The sequence below is a fragment of the Rhodoferax sp. LB1P47 genome, assembly GCF_056521445.1.
Genome location: NZ_JBWMAU010000018.1, coordinates 26,897 through 40,396 on the forward strand (window position 1 = coordinate 26,897; position 13,500 = coordinate 40,396).

Sequence of the window (13,500 nt, forward strand, 5' to 3'; positions counted from 1 at the left end):
AAATGCTCCTATTTTTGATGGTAAAAATAAGAGCATTTTTTACAGCTTGGCCAAGCGTGCCAGTGCGGCATGCAGCGTCTCATCCTTCTTGGCAAAGCAAAAGCGCACCACGCGCTGGTCAAACCCATCGCCGTAAAAGGCCGACAGCGGAATGGCGGCCACGCCGACTTCCTTGGTTAGCCACTGGCAGAAATCGGCCTCGCTGAGGTCGCTGACATCCGAGATATCCACGCACTGGAAGTAGCTGCCTTCGCTGGGCAGTAGCTTGAATTTGGTGGTGGCCAGCCCGGCGCGGAACAGGTCGCGTTTGGCGCTATAGAAGGCTGGCAGTTCCAGATAGGGCGCGGGGTTGGCCATGTAGCGGGCCAGGCCGTGCTGCACGGGGGTGTTGACGGTAAACACGTTGAACTGGTGCACCTTGCGGAACTCGGCCATCAGCGGGGCGGGGGCCGCCACGGTGCCGACCTTCCAGCCGGTGACGTGGTATGTCTTGCCAAAGCTGCTGACGATGAAGGCCCGCGCCGCCAAGCCGGGGTAGCGGGCCGCGCTTTCGTGCTGGCGGCCGTCGAAGACCATGTGCTCGTACACCTCGTCGCTGATCAGCAGCACCTCGGTGGGCTCCAGCAGCTCTTGCAGTTGCAGCATGTCTGCGCGTGACCAGATGGTGGCGCTGGGGTTGTGCGGCGAGTTGACCAAGATGGCGCGGGTTTTTGGCGTGATGGCGGCCGCGATCTTGTCGAAGTCGGGGCGGAACGTGTGGGGCGTCAGCGGCACCCGCACCACCGTGCCACCGGCCAGTTCGATATTGGGCACATAGCTGTCGTAGCAGGGCTCCAGCACAATGACCTCGTCGCCGGGATGCACAACAGCCAGGATGGCGGTGATGATGCCTTGGGTGGCCCCGGCGGTGATGGTTATTTCGGTGGCAGCGCTGTATTTTCGGGCGTGGAGTGCTTCTATTTTTGCAGCAACCGCCTCGCGCAGCGCCGGGATGCCGGGCATGGGCGGGTACTGGTTCAGGCCCTGCTGCATGGCATCGGTTACGGCCTGCACCAAGGCGGGGTCGCAGTTGAAATCGGGGAAGCCTTGGCCCAGGTTCACCGCGTGGTGTTCGGTGGCCAGCGCCGACATCACGGTGAAGATCGTGGTGCCCACTAACGGGAGTTTGGTTTGGATGACCGGGGTGCGTGGGTTCATATCAAAGCTCATAGTCGTTGACGTGGCCGCTCATGGCTTGGGCGACTAAATTGCGATCCAGCCGGTCGCTCAGCAACTCGGCAAACTTATAGACAAAGTTGCGCAGATAGGCGCTGCGCTTGAAGGCCACACGGGCCACATTGGTGCCGAACAAAATGCCGCCGGGGCGCACCACCAAATCCGAGTTCACGTCGTCACGCACGGCCATTTCGGCCACGATGCCGATGCCCAGGCCCAGCCGCACATAGGTTTTGATCACATCCGAGTCGATGGCTTCCAGGGCGATGCGGGGCACCAGCTTGCGGGCAGCAAAAGCCTGGTCGATCTTGGTCCGGCCGGTGAACGACGGGTGGTAAGTGATTATGGGCTCTAGCGCAATATCCTCCAGCGTGAGGCGCTCTTTTTTTGCTAGCGGATGATTGGCCGGGAAGACGATCACGTGCTGCCATTCGTAGCAGGGCAGGGTGACCAGTTCGGTGTAGTTGGCCAGCGATTCAGTGGCAATGCCGATTTCGGCCACCTCGTCGATCAGCATGCGGGCCACCTGGTCGGGCGCGCCCTGGTGCAGGCTGACATTCACCTTAGGGTAGGCCTCGCGCAGCTTGGCCACTGGCACCGGCAGCACGTAGCGCGCCTGGGTGTGGGTGGTGGCGATGGACAAGGTGCCGCTGTCTTGCGCGCTGAACTGTTCGCCAATGCGCTTGAGGTTGCCCACTTCGCGCATGATGATTTCAATGCTGCTGAGCACGTGCTGGCCGGGTTCGGTGATGCGTTTGAGGCGCTTGCCGTGGCGGGCGAAAATTTCTACGCCCAGTTCTTCTTCCAGCTCGATGATGGCTTTGGACACCCCGGGCTGCGAGGTGTGCAGGGCTTTGGCGGCTTCGGTCAGGTTCAGGCCGCGCCGGGCGGCTTCCTGGACGAAGCGAAATTGGTGGAGGTTCATATCAAATTTCAATAAAAATTGAAATTCATTATGCCGGATGTGTCTATAGAACGGGTTCTAGCGCGATTTTGGCCAGCAGGGCTACGAGTTGCGGGTTTTCGCCCACGGCTGCTTGCAACACGATGTCCACACCGGGGTGCTGCTGGCGCAAGCCGGCCATCAGCACGGGCAGGTCTTCGCGCACATGCCGGCCCACGCCCAGAAACATAGGCACCACGGTCATCTGCTGTACGCCCTGTGCGACTAACTGGGCGGCAACCGTGGGCAGATCGGGCGTGGTCAGTTCCAAAAATGCACACACCACCTGCACCTGCGGGTCGTTGGCGGCCACTTGGGCGGCCACTGCCTGCATGGGCAGGTGCCAGAGGGGATCACGCGACCCGTGGGCAAACAAAATCACTGCTCTTTGCATGTCAACGCCTTAAAACAAGCCAGCCGAATGCGGCTAGCGATAAAAACGAATAAATCAGCCCTGGCGCAGCAGCCGTCAGCCACGGCTGCCAGTTTTGCAGGTTGCCGATGTAGCCAAACACGTTGTTCAGCAAAAAGAAGCTGATGCCCGCCATCACGCCACCAAATACGTAGGTGGTGATGCCCCCGGCGCGAAAGTGCAGGTAGGCAAATGGCAGGGCCAGCACCACCATCACCAGGCAGCTCAGGGGGTAGAACACCTTGCGCCAGAACTCGATTTCATAGCGCTGGGCCGACTGGCCATTGGCGTTGAGGTGGCGGATGTACTGGAACAAATCCAGCGTGCCCATGCGGTCGGGCTTGAGCAAGGCGGTGGCCACCATCTCGGTGCTGATCTCGGTGGGCCAGCGGTAGCTGGGCAGGCGCGAACGCTCCACGCTGGCGGTGTCAGTGGCTTGCGTGTCTTGGGTGTGGAAGCTGCTGCGTTCTACGTTGGTCAGCGTCCAGGCACCCCCGCTGGCGATTTCGGCAGATTCGGCGTGCATCAGCGACACCAGCAGGCCGTTGGCATCAAACTCAAAAATCCGCACACCCTGCATCAAACCTTGGGTCCCTAGGGCGCTGACGTTGGCGGCAAACGAATGGTCGTTTTGCTTTTCCTTGAGCCAGGCCCCCGTCTGGCCGATGGTGATGCCGCCCTGGTAGCGGGCTTTGATGAGCTGCGCGGCCCGGCCCGACACCGGGGCCAGGTAGTCGCCAATCGCAAAGGTCAGCAGCACAAACGCCAGCCCCAGCAGCAGCAAGGTGTGCAAGGCCCGCCAAGGGCCCAGGCCGCTGGTGCGCAAAATCGTGTATTCCGAGCTTTGCGCCAGCCGGGCCATCACAAAGATGGTGCCGATCAGCACGGTAATGGGGAGCAATTCGTACAAATGGCCTGGCACCATCAGCCCTACCACCATCAGCGCGTGGCTGACTTGGTAGCCGTTGGCCCCGCCTTTACCCACCCAGCGCAGTTCGTCCACAAAGTCAAAAAAGAAAAACAGCGCCAAAAAGCCCAGCGTCACAAAGCCCACGGCGGTGAGGATTTCTTTGTACAAAAGCTGGCGGATGGTCCTCATGCTGCGGCTCCGGTGCGGTTGCGGGGCAGCAGGTTGCGCCACGTCCAATGGTTATGCCGGGCCAACAACCACGCCAATGCCAGCACCAGCACGCCGCCGTGCAGGCCCAGCATGAAGCGGCCAAACGGAACGGCACCATTGGCAATCCAGTTCTGCCCCAGGTTCAGCAAGTTGTAATACACCACAAAGGCAAATAGCGCGAAAAGCACATTGCCGCCCCGGCCCGAGCGTGGGTTGCCGCCCGACAAGGCCAGCGCAATCACCACAAAATTCATCGCCGCCAGCGCCAGGCTGAGCCGCCAGGCCAGCTCGCCCAGGTGCAGCGGCGTGGGCTCGCGCAGCAGCTCCAGGCTGGAGCGCGCCCGCGAGGTCGGGGCATCTACGTTGCCCATCGCGTTGCTGCCGATGCGGGTGCCGTATTCTTTAAATTCGCTGACCTTCAGGTCAGTCTGGCCCACGGTGGATTCCAGCCGCTGGCCGTTGCGCAGAATCAAAAACGTCTGCGCGTCGATGCGGTCAATCGAAGCACTGCGGGCCGAGGTGACGGTTTCCTTGCCGTGCTCCAGGGACGAGATAAACACGTTGTTGCCGCTGCGTTTGTCGGGTGAGTCTTTGTCGATAAAAAACACCCGGTTGCCGTTGGCCGACTCTTGAAACTGCCCCGGCGCAATGCGCTCCAGGTCGCCACGCTGCTCGTAGCGGTTTTTCATGTCCTGGATCTGCTGGTTGGACCAGGGCCACACCACCAGCGCCAGCGCCCCCACGGCCAGCAAAATCGGCCAGGCAAAGCGAAACAGCGGCCGCAGCAGGCCAAACAAGCCCTGGCCGCTGGCAAACCAGATCACCATTTCGCTGTCGCTGTACATCCTGGAGAGCGTGCTGACGATGGCCACAAACAGGCTCAGCGTGAGGATGGTGGGCAAGTAGCCGAGCACCGTGTAGCCCAGCACCATCATCACCTCGGACGGGTTGACCGAGCCTTTGGCGGCCTGGCCCAGGGTGCGGATCAGCATCATGGTCATCACGATGGTGACCAGCGCCACCAGCGTGGCACCGAAACCGCGTGCCAGCTCTTTGCGTATAGAAGAATGGAATAACATCGTTGGCGGATTGCAAGCTATGCAAGTGACTGGCCAGATTTGGCTCCATCCACAAGACAACACACTAAATTTTATGAACTTTGAACTGAAATCGTTGGATCTGGCTGCCTGCGCTGCCGAGAAATGTGATGCGCTGATTGTGCTGGTGTCCGAGGCGTTTTTGCCCGGCAAGGGCGCATTGTCTCAGTTGATTGCACAGGCCCGCACGTCCGGGGATTTAGAGTCTAAACCGGGCAAGCTGCTCCAGATGTACCGCCCGGCCGCTGCCGCCGCCACGCGGGTGCTGCTGGTGGGCGTGGGCGATGGCTCGGTGCGCCACGTGCGCCAGGCGGTGGCCACAGCGGTTGCCGCCGCCAAAGGCCCCGCGCTGCACAAAATCCTGATCAGCTTTGCCGCCGCCGCCCAGCCCGCAGTGCGCGCCGTGGTGCAAGCCGTGGCCGAGGCCACCTACGTCTACACCACCACCAAGTCCAAACCCGAAGGCCGCACCCTGCGCACCGTCTGGCTCTGCGCACCCGATGCGGCAGCCGCCCAGGCCGAGCTGGCTTTGGGCATGGCCACCGTGGCCGGTGTCGAACTGGCCAAAGAATGGGCCAACCGCCCGGCCAACCACGCCACCCCCACCCTGCTGGGCACGGCCGCCAAAACCCTGGCGCGCTTCCCCAAAATCCAGTGCGAGGTGCTGGGGCCCAAAGAAGTTGCGGCACTGGGCATGGGCTCGTTCATGTCGGTGGCCCAGGGCTCCAAAGAGCCGCTGCGCTTCATCGTGTTGCACTACAACGGCGCGGCCAAATCGGTGGCCCCCACCGTGCTGGTGGGCAAGGGCATCACCTTTGACACCGGCGGCATCTCCATCAAGCCTGCCGCCGAAATGGACGAAATGAAGTTCGACATGTGCGGTGCCGCCAGCGTGCTGGGCGTGTTCCGCGCCCTGGCCGACCTGAAGCCCGCTATCAACGTAGTGGGCCTGATTCCGGCCTGCGAAAACATGCCCGACGGCGGCGCGGTCAAGCCCGGCGACGTGGTCACCAGCATGAGCGGCCAGACCATTGAAAACCTCAACACCGATGCCGAAGGCCGCCTGGTGCTGTGCGACGCGCTCACCTACGCCGCCCGCTTCAAACCCCGCGCCGTGATCGACATCGCCACCCTGACCGGGGCCTGCGTGGTGGCCCTGGGCAACGTGCGCAGCGGCATGTTTTCGGCCGACGACACGCTGGCCGCTGCCCTGCAAGCTGCCGGTGAATCGTCGCTTGACCCCTGCTGGCGCCTGCCGCTGGACGACGAATACGGCGAAGGCCTGAAATCCAACTTTGCCGACATGGCCAACGTGGCCGGGCGCGCCGGTGGGGCCATCACCGCCGCAAAGTTCTTGCAGAAGTTCACCGCCAAAATGCCTTGGGCCCACCTGGACATCGCGGGCACCGCCTGGAAGAGCGGGGCCGCCAAGGGGGCCACCGGGCGGCCCGTGGGCTTGCTGCTAGATTACATGCTAAATCAGCCTCTGGCGCACGTTGTACCTGCGCAGGCAGCTACTAAAACAGTAGCTAAACGCGCCAGCGCTGTACCCGCCAAGGCGGCCCGTAAAACGGTGGCCAAGTAAGTCCGACGGCCCGCACATGACCCACGTAGAGTTCCACTTCAACGCGCCCGACAAAATCGCCTACGCCTGCCGTTTGCTGCGCAAGGCCAGCCGCCAGGGCGGGCGGGTGGTAGTGGTGGCCGAGGCCCCTGTGTTGCAGGCGCTGGACGCCGCCTTGTGGAGCTTTAGCGGCACCGACTTTGTGGCCCACACCCTGGCCACAACCGACGCCACGCTGCTGGCCGCCTCGCCCGTGCTGCTGCTGGAGACGGCGCTGGAGGCCCCGCACCAGCAGGTCTTGCTGCAACTGGGCGACGCGGTGCCCGCCGGATTCGAGCGCTTTGAGCGGTTGATCGAAGTGGTCACTCTGGATGAGGACGACCGCATCCTGGCCCGCCAGCGCTGGAAGCATTACGCAGGCCGTGGCTACGCGGTCCAACGCAAAGATTTAGAGCTGAAAGACCCCGCATGACGACGACCCCGCCCCGCCAGCCGCCGCGTTTTGTGCCCACACTCACCGAAGTGGTGCAGTCCAAACCGGTGCCTGTCGCTCCCGCGACACCGCCGGGCTTCATCTCCACTGAGCACCTGGAAGACCAAATCATCCACCGCGTGATGCAGCGCATCGACCTGTCGTTAGAGCGCCGCCTGCACGATGCCGTAGCCGCGATGGTGCTACAGCAAACCCAGTCTTTGGTGCCCCGCCTGCGCGAAGAAATCGAGTTTGTGGTGCGCCAATCGGTGTCCGATGCGGTGGCCGACGAATTGGCCACCCGCAGCCCGACATAGCCCCCAAAACCCCCTGAAAAACAGTTTTTGTATGCCCAAAGTGGGTGCAAAAAGGGTTGTCCGTGTGTTCCCTATGTTTCGGGCCTAAAAATTGCGGTATGGTTCGGCGGTGGATTTTTCCATTCACAGCGATCACGCTAACCAGCCATTTTGTCTATTGGAGTTTTTATGCAAATGAAGTTGAAATTGACGGTAGCTGCTGCCATTACGGCGGTGGCAGGCATGGCTTCTGCCCAAGACGTGCAGGTCGTCAAGATCGGCCACGTCGCGCCCATGTCGGGCGGACAAGCCCACTACGGTAAAGACAACGAAAACGGTGCCCGCATGGCCGTGGAAGACCTGAACACCCAAAACGTGGTGATCGGTGGCAAGAAGATCAAGTTTGAATTGATGGCCGAAGACGACGCCGCCGATCCAAAACAAGGCACCGCTGCCGCACAAAAACTGTGCGATGCCAAGGTCAACGGCGTAGTGGGCCACCTGAATTCGGGCACCACCATTCCTGCATCCAAGGTCTACAACGACTGCGGTATCCCCCACATTACCGGCGCGGCTACCAACCCCAACCTGACCAAGCCAGGCTACAAAACCACCTTCCGCATCATCGCCAACGACAACTCGTTGGGTGCAGGACTGGCCTTCTACGCCATTGACGCGCTGAAGCTGAAAAAAGTCGCCATCATCGACGACCGTACCGCCTACGGCCAAGGTGTTGCCGAAGTGTTCAAGAAAACCGCTTTGGCCAAGGGTATGGCCGTGGTGGACGAACAATTCACCACCGACAAAGCCACCGACTTCATGGCCATCCTGACCTCCATCAAGGCCAAGGCCCCTGACGCCATCTTCTTTGGCGGCATGGACCCCCAAGCCGGCCCCATGCTGCGCCAGATGGAACAGCTTGGCATGAGCAACGTCAAGTACTTTGGCGGTGACGGCCTGTGCACCAACGAAGTTGCCAAGCTGGCAGCCGGTGCCAAGACGCTGGAAAACGTGGTCTGCGCCGAAGGCGGCGCATCGCTGGCCAAGATGCCCGGCGGCGTAGAGTGGAAGAAGCGTTACGACGCCAAGTACCCTGGCCAGTTCCAGATCTACAGCCCGTACACCTACGATGCCACGATGGTGCTGGTCGATGCCATGAAGCGTGCCAACTCCACGGACCCCAAGGTCTACACCCCCGAACTGTTGAAAACCAACTACAAGGGCGTTACCACCACCATCGCCTTCGAGTCCAACGGCGAACTGAAGAACCCATCGATCACCTTGTCCGTCTACAAAGACGGCAAGAAGGTCGCGCTGAACTAATCCCTAGTTAGCACCCCCAAAAAAGCCACCGCGAGGTGGCTTTTTTGCGTCTGCCGCCGATCGGAATGGCGACACACGCTCGCCTTCGCGTCAAGTCCGGCGAAATGGGCTTGTCGGTTTGTGTTTAGGCGCGGCTCCCTGGTATTGGCTGGCATCAAACGTCTGTCGCTGGCCCCGCAATGCGTCGCCGTCCAGGCGTTCTGCCAGGTTGTCCAGGTCGCTTTTCGATACCCCGATGGATGCAAAGTGCGCGCGCCAAGTGTTGACCACCCCGATGACTTGGACCACCTGCGCGGCGGCCTGGGCCGGCTGAAGCCCAAACGCATCGCACTGGGACATCGCGTTGGCCAGTGTGGACTCTTGTCCGTCCGCCCCGCAGATGAACTCTTGATAGCCCTGGCCGGAGTTGGTGGGGAGTACGTCATACGCCGGTGCCAGCCTTAGCCGTCCATGGGCGGTGGGGTCCACGACCAACAGCGCGTGGTTCTTTTCGTGGTCGTCGGTGTTGTCGATCAGGATGTTGAACACCATTCGGCGGAACAGCTCTTGGGCATCGGCCAGATGCGCGTCGCCCTGGCTGACACCGACTCTGCGCAGGATGCGGGCGAGCTGCGGATATCCCATTTCGGGTTCGTTACCGGCCGGAGTGGCGGCTCGGATCGCAGTGCCCGCCGAGATGCTGTGAATCCGCCGACCGTCCACGCGGTCGAATCGCCGAATAGCCACGGCATTCGCCGCCACAAGACGAATGACCTGGGTCTGGGCGATGGAGATGCCGGCCTGGGCTGCCAGCGTCATGGTCGCGTGCTCAATGAGCGGAGCGTCAACGTACTCGTTGTTGAAGAATTTGATGACCCACTGCTCGCCCTCGATGTCGATCAGCGCCTTGGGCTTCGCGCCGCCTAAAGGGCTGCCACCACCTTCCATGATTTTGGCTTCGAGCGCCGTCAAGGCATCGCCCGCTTCAATCTTGGCCACAACCTCGCTGAGTGCTTGGGCTTGCGCCAAGCGTGGCAGGGGACCGCCTTTTCGGGGAGCGTAGGTGGTGGGCGAGGTGGAGACTCCTAACGCACCAAAGCGGTCATCACCCGCGTAATAGAGCAACTCCATCACCGACATGCGCTTGGGTTTATCGACGAACCGGATGACTTTTTCTCCCCAGCGGTCCGGGCGTGCGTCATCCACCGCACCGACTGCGCGTGGCGCGTTGGCGCTCAGTCGCCCGGGCGGGGAGAACTCGTTGTCTACAAGGGGCAGGTCCTCGCTGAGCGCGAACCCATGGGCCAGCCAGTCTCCGGCGTAGTGGAGCGAAACGCCCTTGCCAGCCGCAACCAGCTTCAACGCACCCACGTAGCGAGGCGCAGGGTCTCCCAGATACCAAAGGTACAAGTCATCTAGGCGCATGTCCGTCCTTTGGGTGGTTGTTGGGGGGTGCTGCGCGCATGCGGGCGTCCGCAGAGGCCTGCGCACGGGCAAGGCCTAGTGCTACCGCTTCTCGAACGCTCAGCTCAATCGCGCCCTGGTCATGTTCCGGTGTGGCCAGGTTGCCCAGCCCGCCATCGCGGTTGATGAGCCACAAGGCACTTGCGACGATGCCGATGCTCACCGTCGGGTCGCCCGCTTCAAGACGCTGGAGCGTGGAGAGCGTGACGCCCAAACGCTTTGCCCAGGTGCGCAACGATTCCTTGCGGCGTAAACGGGCCACCGCTAGGTCGGCCCCCAGTTTCTGGAGGGCGCCCAAGGTGGCCGGAGGCAGCTGTTGGATGGCTTTGGTGGCTTTAGGCATACCGATATATTAGCACAAAATGTATTATATTGTGCCTATATATCGGTACATTCAGTGGTGTATTGTGATTGCTGGAGAGGGGCGCTTGCTCGCTGCCGCACCACAAACCATGAAAAAAAACCTACAACAAGCAGGCTTTGAAAGTGAGAAAGACACAGATAGTGCCATCGGTCATGGTGCTGCAAATTAGATAGCTGCTAGCGCAGGTGGAATATGCGCTAGCGGCCTAAAAGGTATGAGACTTACCTTCCTGCTATGCCGTAGTGGAGTCTGGCAGCCCCCCACCCCAACCCTCTCCCGGGAGGGGAGGGAGTGAAGCCGGACTCCGTGTGGCTCCCTCCCCCTTCGGGGGAGGGCCGGGGTGGGGGCGGGCGGGCATACACGGTGCGTGCCTATTTTGGCCCGAAGGGGTGCTAGCAAAACCCGTTCTGCCTGCCGCCAAAAGCCAGATCATTGCTAATACCGGGGTGCTACAAATTAAGTAGCTGCTTGCGTAGGCGCTATATTCGCTAGCGGCATAAAAGGCATGAGATTTACCTTCCTGCAATGCCGTAGTGGAGCCTGGCAAACCCCCACCCCAACCCTCCCCCGGGGAGGGGAGGGAGTCATGCGGGCCCCGGTATGGCTCCCTCGCCCCTTCGGGGAGAGGGTTTTGGGGTGAGGGGCGGGCCGCCACCTACGGTGCGTGCCCAATCAGGCCCGGGCATCCCCCCAACGCAGCTGGGCGGTTTCGTCGCCACGGTACAAGGTGTCGCCGTTGCGGTCTACGCAGTAGTTGGGCGACACGATCATTTCGTTGAAATGCATGTCCGCCGCAATGCGGGTGTACTCAAACAGAATGCTGCGGGTCACCTTGGCGCCCGAGCGGATATGGCTGCCGTGGCCAATCCAGCAGGGGCCGATGATGGTGGCGCCGGGCTCCACCCGCACGCTCGACCCCAGATACACCGGGCCCTGGATATTGCACTGGTCCCAGGCGATCGCGGTATTCAGCCCCACCCAGATACCCGGCCTTACCTCGCGGCCCGGAATATTCATCTGCGCCACCTCGCCGCGCAACACCCGCTGCAACACCGCCCAATAGTCACTCACACGGCCAATGTCGATCCAGTTGAAAAACCGCTTTTGGGCATAGAACGGCAGCTTTTCTGCCACCAGCTGCGGAAACAGCTCAGAGCCGATGTCGTACACCTTGCCCGCCGGAATCATGTCGATCACCTCGGGCTCGAAGATGTAGATACCCGTGCTGGCCAGGGTGGACTGGGCTTCTTCGGGCGAGGGCTTTTCTTGGAAAGACTGGATCTGCCCCTCCGCATCGGCCACCACAATGCCGTAGTTGGAAACGTCCGATCGCGGCACATCCAGCGTCACTACGCTGGCAATCGCCCCCTTGGACTTGTGCTCGTGCAGCGCCGCACCAATGTCCAGGTCAATCAGCGCATCGCCACACAGCACCAGCGTGGACTCGTCAAAGAAACCGCTGAAATCCTGGATACGCCGCATGCCACCGGCCGAGCCAAACGGCTTCGGGATCACGTCGCCATGCTCGCGCACGCCCTCGTAGGCATAGCCAATCTGCACGCCCCAGCGGTGGCCGTCGCCAAAATACTGCTCAATCTTGTAGTGGTTGTAGGCCACATTCACCATGATCTCTTTGATGCCGTAGTTGGCCAAATGCTCGATCAGGTACTCCATGACCGGCTTGCCCAGAATCGGCACCATCGGTTTGGGCATGTTCTTGGTCAGGGGGCGTACGCGCGTTCCTTGACCAGCCGCCAGAATCATTCCCTTAGCCATTGTTATTCCTTACAAGTTGTACAAACTTCCGTGAACGAAGCTTCGGCATCATGCCCCAAGCTTGGCGTTGAAGTTACCGCAATATGGATAAATGCAAGGCGGTTTTCCCCCATATTGGGTAACTTTTTGTGCGGCTAGCGCCCAACTAGCGCCCAATTGCCAGGTATTCAAAGCCCATCGCACGCACCAGCTTGGGGTCGTACATGTTGCGGCCATCAAAAATCAAGGGATGCCTGAGCTTGGCCTTGATGGTGGCGAAGTCGGGGCTGCGGAATTCTTTCCATTCGGTCACGATCACCAGGGCGTCTGCATCCTCTAACGCCGCCGTCTGGCTGTCGGCAAAGCGCAGGCGCGGCTCGTTGGGAAAGCAATGCTGGGCCTCTGGCATGGCGACCGGATCGTAGGCGGTAACCGTGGCACCGGCGGCCAGCAAATCCTTAATCACCTCGCGGCTAGTGGCTTCGCGCATATCGTCGGTGTTGGCCTTAAAAGCCAGGCCCCACAGTGCAAAGTGCTTGCCTGTCAGGTCGGCCCCAAAGCGCGCTTTTACCTTGTTGCCCAGCACATGCTTTTGCGCATCGTTGGCCAGCTCTACGGCCATCAACACCTGCATGTCGATACCCGCGTCGGTAGCCGCTGTTTTGATCAGCGCCTTCACATCCTTGGGGAAGCAAGAGCCGCCATAGCCCGCGCCCGCGTACAAAAAGTCGTAGCCAATACGCGGGTCGCTGCCAATGCCTTTGCGCACCTGCTCAATATCGGCACCCAGCTTTTCGGCCAGATTGGCCAGCTCGTTCATGAAGCTGATGCGCGTGGCCAACATGGCGTTGGCCGCGTATTTGGTCAGCTCGGCACTGCGCACATCCATCACGATCAGGCGGTCGTGGTTGCGTTGAAACGGGGCGTACAGCGCCCGCATGTTCAGTGCGGCTTGTTCGTCGTCGCAGCCCACGATGATGCGGTCTGGCTTCATGAAATCTTCAATGGCCGCGCCTTCTTTCAGAAACTCGGGGTTCGACACCACGCTGTAAGGCGTGTCTACACCGCGCTTTTGCAGCTCTTGGGCAATGGCCGCTTTCACCGCATCGGCCGTGCCCACCGGCACCGTGCTTTTATCGACCACCACCTTGTAGTCGGTCATGTACTTGCCGATATTGCGTGCGGCCGCCGTAACGTATTGCATATCAGCCGAACCATCTTCACCCGGTGGTGTGCCCACCGCAATGAACTGGATAGTGCCAAAGTGCGCCGCCTTTTCCACATCGGTGGTGAAGTGCAAGCGCCCCGCAGCGACGTTGCGGTGCACCATTTCTTGCAGGCCCGGCTCAAAAATCGGGATACCGCCGTCTTCCAGCGTCTTGATCTTGGCGGGGTCTACATCTAGGCAGAGAACGTCGTTGCCGACTTCGGCGAGGCATGCACCTGATACCAGGCCAACATAGCCAGTGCCAATGACAGTAATTTTCATGAAATCA

Annotated in this window: 13 protein-coding genes; 4 read left to right on the forward strand and 9 right to left on the reverse strand. The window is 61.0% G+C overall.

The features are described 5' to 3' along the window. Positions 1–39 precede the first annotated feature (39 nt). Genes AC0969_RS16855 through lptF form a run of 5 tightly spaced genes read right to left on the reverse strand, consistent with a single transcriptional unit; the run spans position 40 to position 4,769 of the window. A complete protein-coding gene (locus AC0969_RS16855; protein WP_479625316.1) occupies positions 40–1,209 on the reverse strand; it encodes a pyridoxal phosphate-dependent aminotransferase in 1,170 nt (389 codons plus the stop codon). Continuing rightward, positions 1,199–2,140: a CysB family HTH-type transcriptional regulator gene (locus tag AC0969_RS16860; protein ID WP_479625317.1), complete on the reverse strand. Its 942-nt coding sequence runs from the start codon at positions 2,138–2,140 to the stop codon at positions 1,199–1,201. The genes AC0969_RS16855 and AC0969_RS16860 overlap by 11 nt, the downstream gene beginning before the upstream one ends. A 43-nt stretch (positions 2,141–2,183) precedes the next feature. Beyond that, positions 2,184–2,552 carry a sirohydrochlorin chelatase gene (locus tag AC0969_RS16865; RefSeq protein ID WP_479625318.1) on the reverse strand — a complete coding sequence of 123 codons (369 nt, stop codon included), beginning with the start codon at positions 2,550–2,552 and terminating at the stop codon, positions 2,184–2,186. 1 nt (position 2,553) lies between these two features. Further along, a complete protein-coding gene (lptG, locus tag AC0969_RS16870) occupies positions 2,554–3,669 on the reverse strand; it encodes an LPS export ABC transporter permease LptG (RefSeq protein WP_479625319.1) in 1,116 nt (371 codons plus the stop codon). After that, positions 3,666–4,769: an LPS export ABC transporter permease LptF gene (lptF, locus tag AC0969_RS16875; protein ID WP_479625320.1), complete on the reverse strand. Its 1,104-nt coding sequence runs from the start codon at positions 4,767–4,769 to the stop codon at positions 3,666–3,668. Before lptF ends, lptG begins: the two co-directional genes overlap by 4 nt. A 73-nt stretch (positions 4,770–4,842) precedes the next feature. Between lptF and AC0969_RS16880 the strand changes: the two genes are divergently transcribed. From AC0969_RS16880 to AC0969_RS16895, 4 genes are all read left to right on the forward strand, one after another. Next, positions 4,843–6,372 carry a leucyl aminopeptidase gene (locus AC0969_RS16880; RefSeq protein WP_479625321.1) on the forward strand — a complete coding sequence of 510 codons (1,530 nt, stop codon included), beginning with the start codon at positions 4,843–4,845 and terminating at the stop codon, positions 6,370–6,372. 16 nt (positions 6,373–6,388) lie between these two features. Then, the gene (locus AC0969_RS16885) at positions 6,389–6,823 is read left to right on the forward strand and encodes a DNA polymerase III subunit chi (RefSeq protein ID WP_479625322.1); all 435 of its coding nucleotides are present in this window, start codon (positions 6,389–6,391) and stop codon (positions 6,821–6,823) included. Beyond that, complete coding sequence (locus tag AC0969_RS16890; protein WP_479625323.1) at positions 6,820–7,140, forward strand: hypothetical protein; 321 nt, start codon at positions 6,820–6,822, stop codon at positions 7,138–7,140. Before AC0969_RS16885 ends, AC0969_RS16890 begins: the two co-directional genes overlap by 4 nt. A gap of 168 nt (positions 7,141–7,308) precedes the next feature. Then, positions 7,309–8,442: a branched-chain amino acid ABC transporter substrate-binding protein gene (locus AC0969_RS16895; RefSeq protein ID WP_479625324.1), complete on the forward strand. Its 1,134-nt coding sequence runs from the start codon at positions 7,309–7,311 to the stop codon at positions 8,440–8,442. A gap of 90 nt (positions 8,443–8,532) precedes the next feature. On the opposite strand, the gene AC0969_RS16900 is transcribed toward AC0969_RS16895, so the two are convergent. The 4 genes from AC0969_RS16900 to AC0969_RS16915 form a co-directional block, all read right to left on the reverse strand. Beyond that, positions 8,533–9,846: a type II toxin-antitoxin system HipA family toxin gene (locus AC0969_RS16900; protein ID WP_479625325.1), complete on the reverse strand. Its 1,314-nt coding sequence runs from the start codon at positions 9,844–9,846 to the stop codon at positions 8,533–8,535. Beyond that, on the reverse strand, positions 9,833–10,228 hold the full coding sequence (locus AC0969_RS16905) for an XRE family transcriptional regulator (RefSeq protein WP_479625326.1): 396 nt from the start codon (positions 10,226–10,228) through the stop codon (positions 9,833–9,835). Before AC0969_RS16905 ends, AC0969_RS16900 begins: the two co-directional genes overlap by 14 nt. A 693-nt stretch (positions 10,229–10,921) precedes the next feature. Then, the gene (locus AC0969_RS16910) at positions 10,922–12,013 is read right to left on the reverse strand and encodes a nucleotidyltransferase family protein (protein ID WP_479625346.1); all 1,092 of its coding nucleotides are present in this window, start codon (positions 12,011–12,013) and stop codon (positions 10,922–10,924) included. Between the two features lie 157 nt (positions 12,014–12,170). Then, positions 12,171–13,493: a UDP-glucose dehydrogenase family protein gene (locus tag AC0969_RS16915; RefSeq protein WP_479625327.1), complete on the reverse strand. Its 1,323-nt coding sequence runs from the start codon at positions 13,491–13,493 to the stop codon at positions 12,171–12,173. Positions 13,494–13,500: the final 7 nt, after the last annotated feature.

Coding starts and splice junctions, on each gene's coding strand:
- AC0969_RS16915 (WP_479625327.1), bottom strand. CDS start 13,493: ATGAAAATTACTGTCATTGGCACTGGCTATGTTGGCCTGGTATCAGGT.
- lptF (WP_479625320.1), bottom strand. CDS start 4,769: ATGTTATTCCATTCTTCTATACGCAAAGAGCTGGCACGCGGTTTCGGT.
- AC0969_RS16855 (WP_479625316.1), bottom strand. CDS start 1,209: ATGAGCTTTGATATGAACCCACGCACCCCGGTCATCCAAACCAAACTC.
- AC0969_RS16900 (WP_479625325.1), bottom strand. CDS start 9,846: ATGCGCCTAGATGACTTGTACCTTTGGTATCTGGGAGACCCTGCGCCT.
- lptG (WP_479625319.1), bottom strand. CDS start 3,669: ATGAGGACCATCCGCCAGCTTTTGTACAAAGAAATCCTCACCGCCGTG.
- AC0969_RS16860 (WP_479625317.1), bottom strand. CDS start 2,140: ATGAACCTCCACCAATTTCGCTTCGTCCAGGAAGCCGCCCGGCGCGGC.
- AC0969_RS16895 (WP_479625324.1), top strand. CDS start 7,309: ATGCAAATGAAGTTGAAATTGACGGTAGCTGCTGCCATTACGGCGGTG.
- AC0969_RS16885 (WP_479625322.1), top strand. CDS start 6,389: ATGACCCACGTAGAGTTCCACTTCAACGCGCCCGACAAAATCGCCTAC.
- AC0969_RS16865 (WP_479625318.1), bottom strand. CDS start 2,552: ATGCAAAGAGCAGTGATTTTGTTTGCCCACGGGTCGCGTGATCCCCTC.
- AC0969_RS16910 (WP_479625346.1), bottom strand. CDS start 12,013: ATGATTCTGGCGGCTGGTCAAGGAACGCGCGTACGCCCCCTGACCAAG.
- AC0969_RS16890 (WP_479625323.1), top strand. CDS start 6,820: ATGACGACGACCCCGCCCCGCCAGCCGCCGCGTTTTGTGCCCACACTC.
- AC0969_RS16905 (WP_479625326.1), bottom strand. CDS start 10,228: ATGCCTAAAGCCACCAAAGCCATCCAACAGCTGCCTCCGGCCACCTTG.
- AC0969_RS16880 (WP_479625321.1), top strand. CDS start 4,843: ATGAACTTTGAACTGAAATCGTTGGATCTGGCTGCCTGCGCTGCCGAG.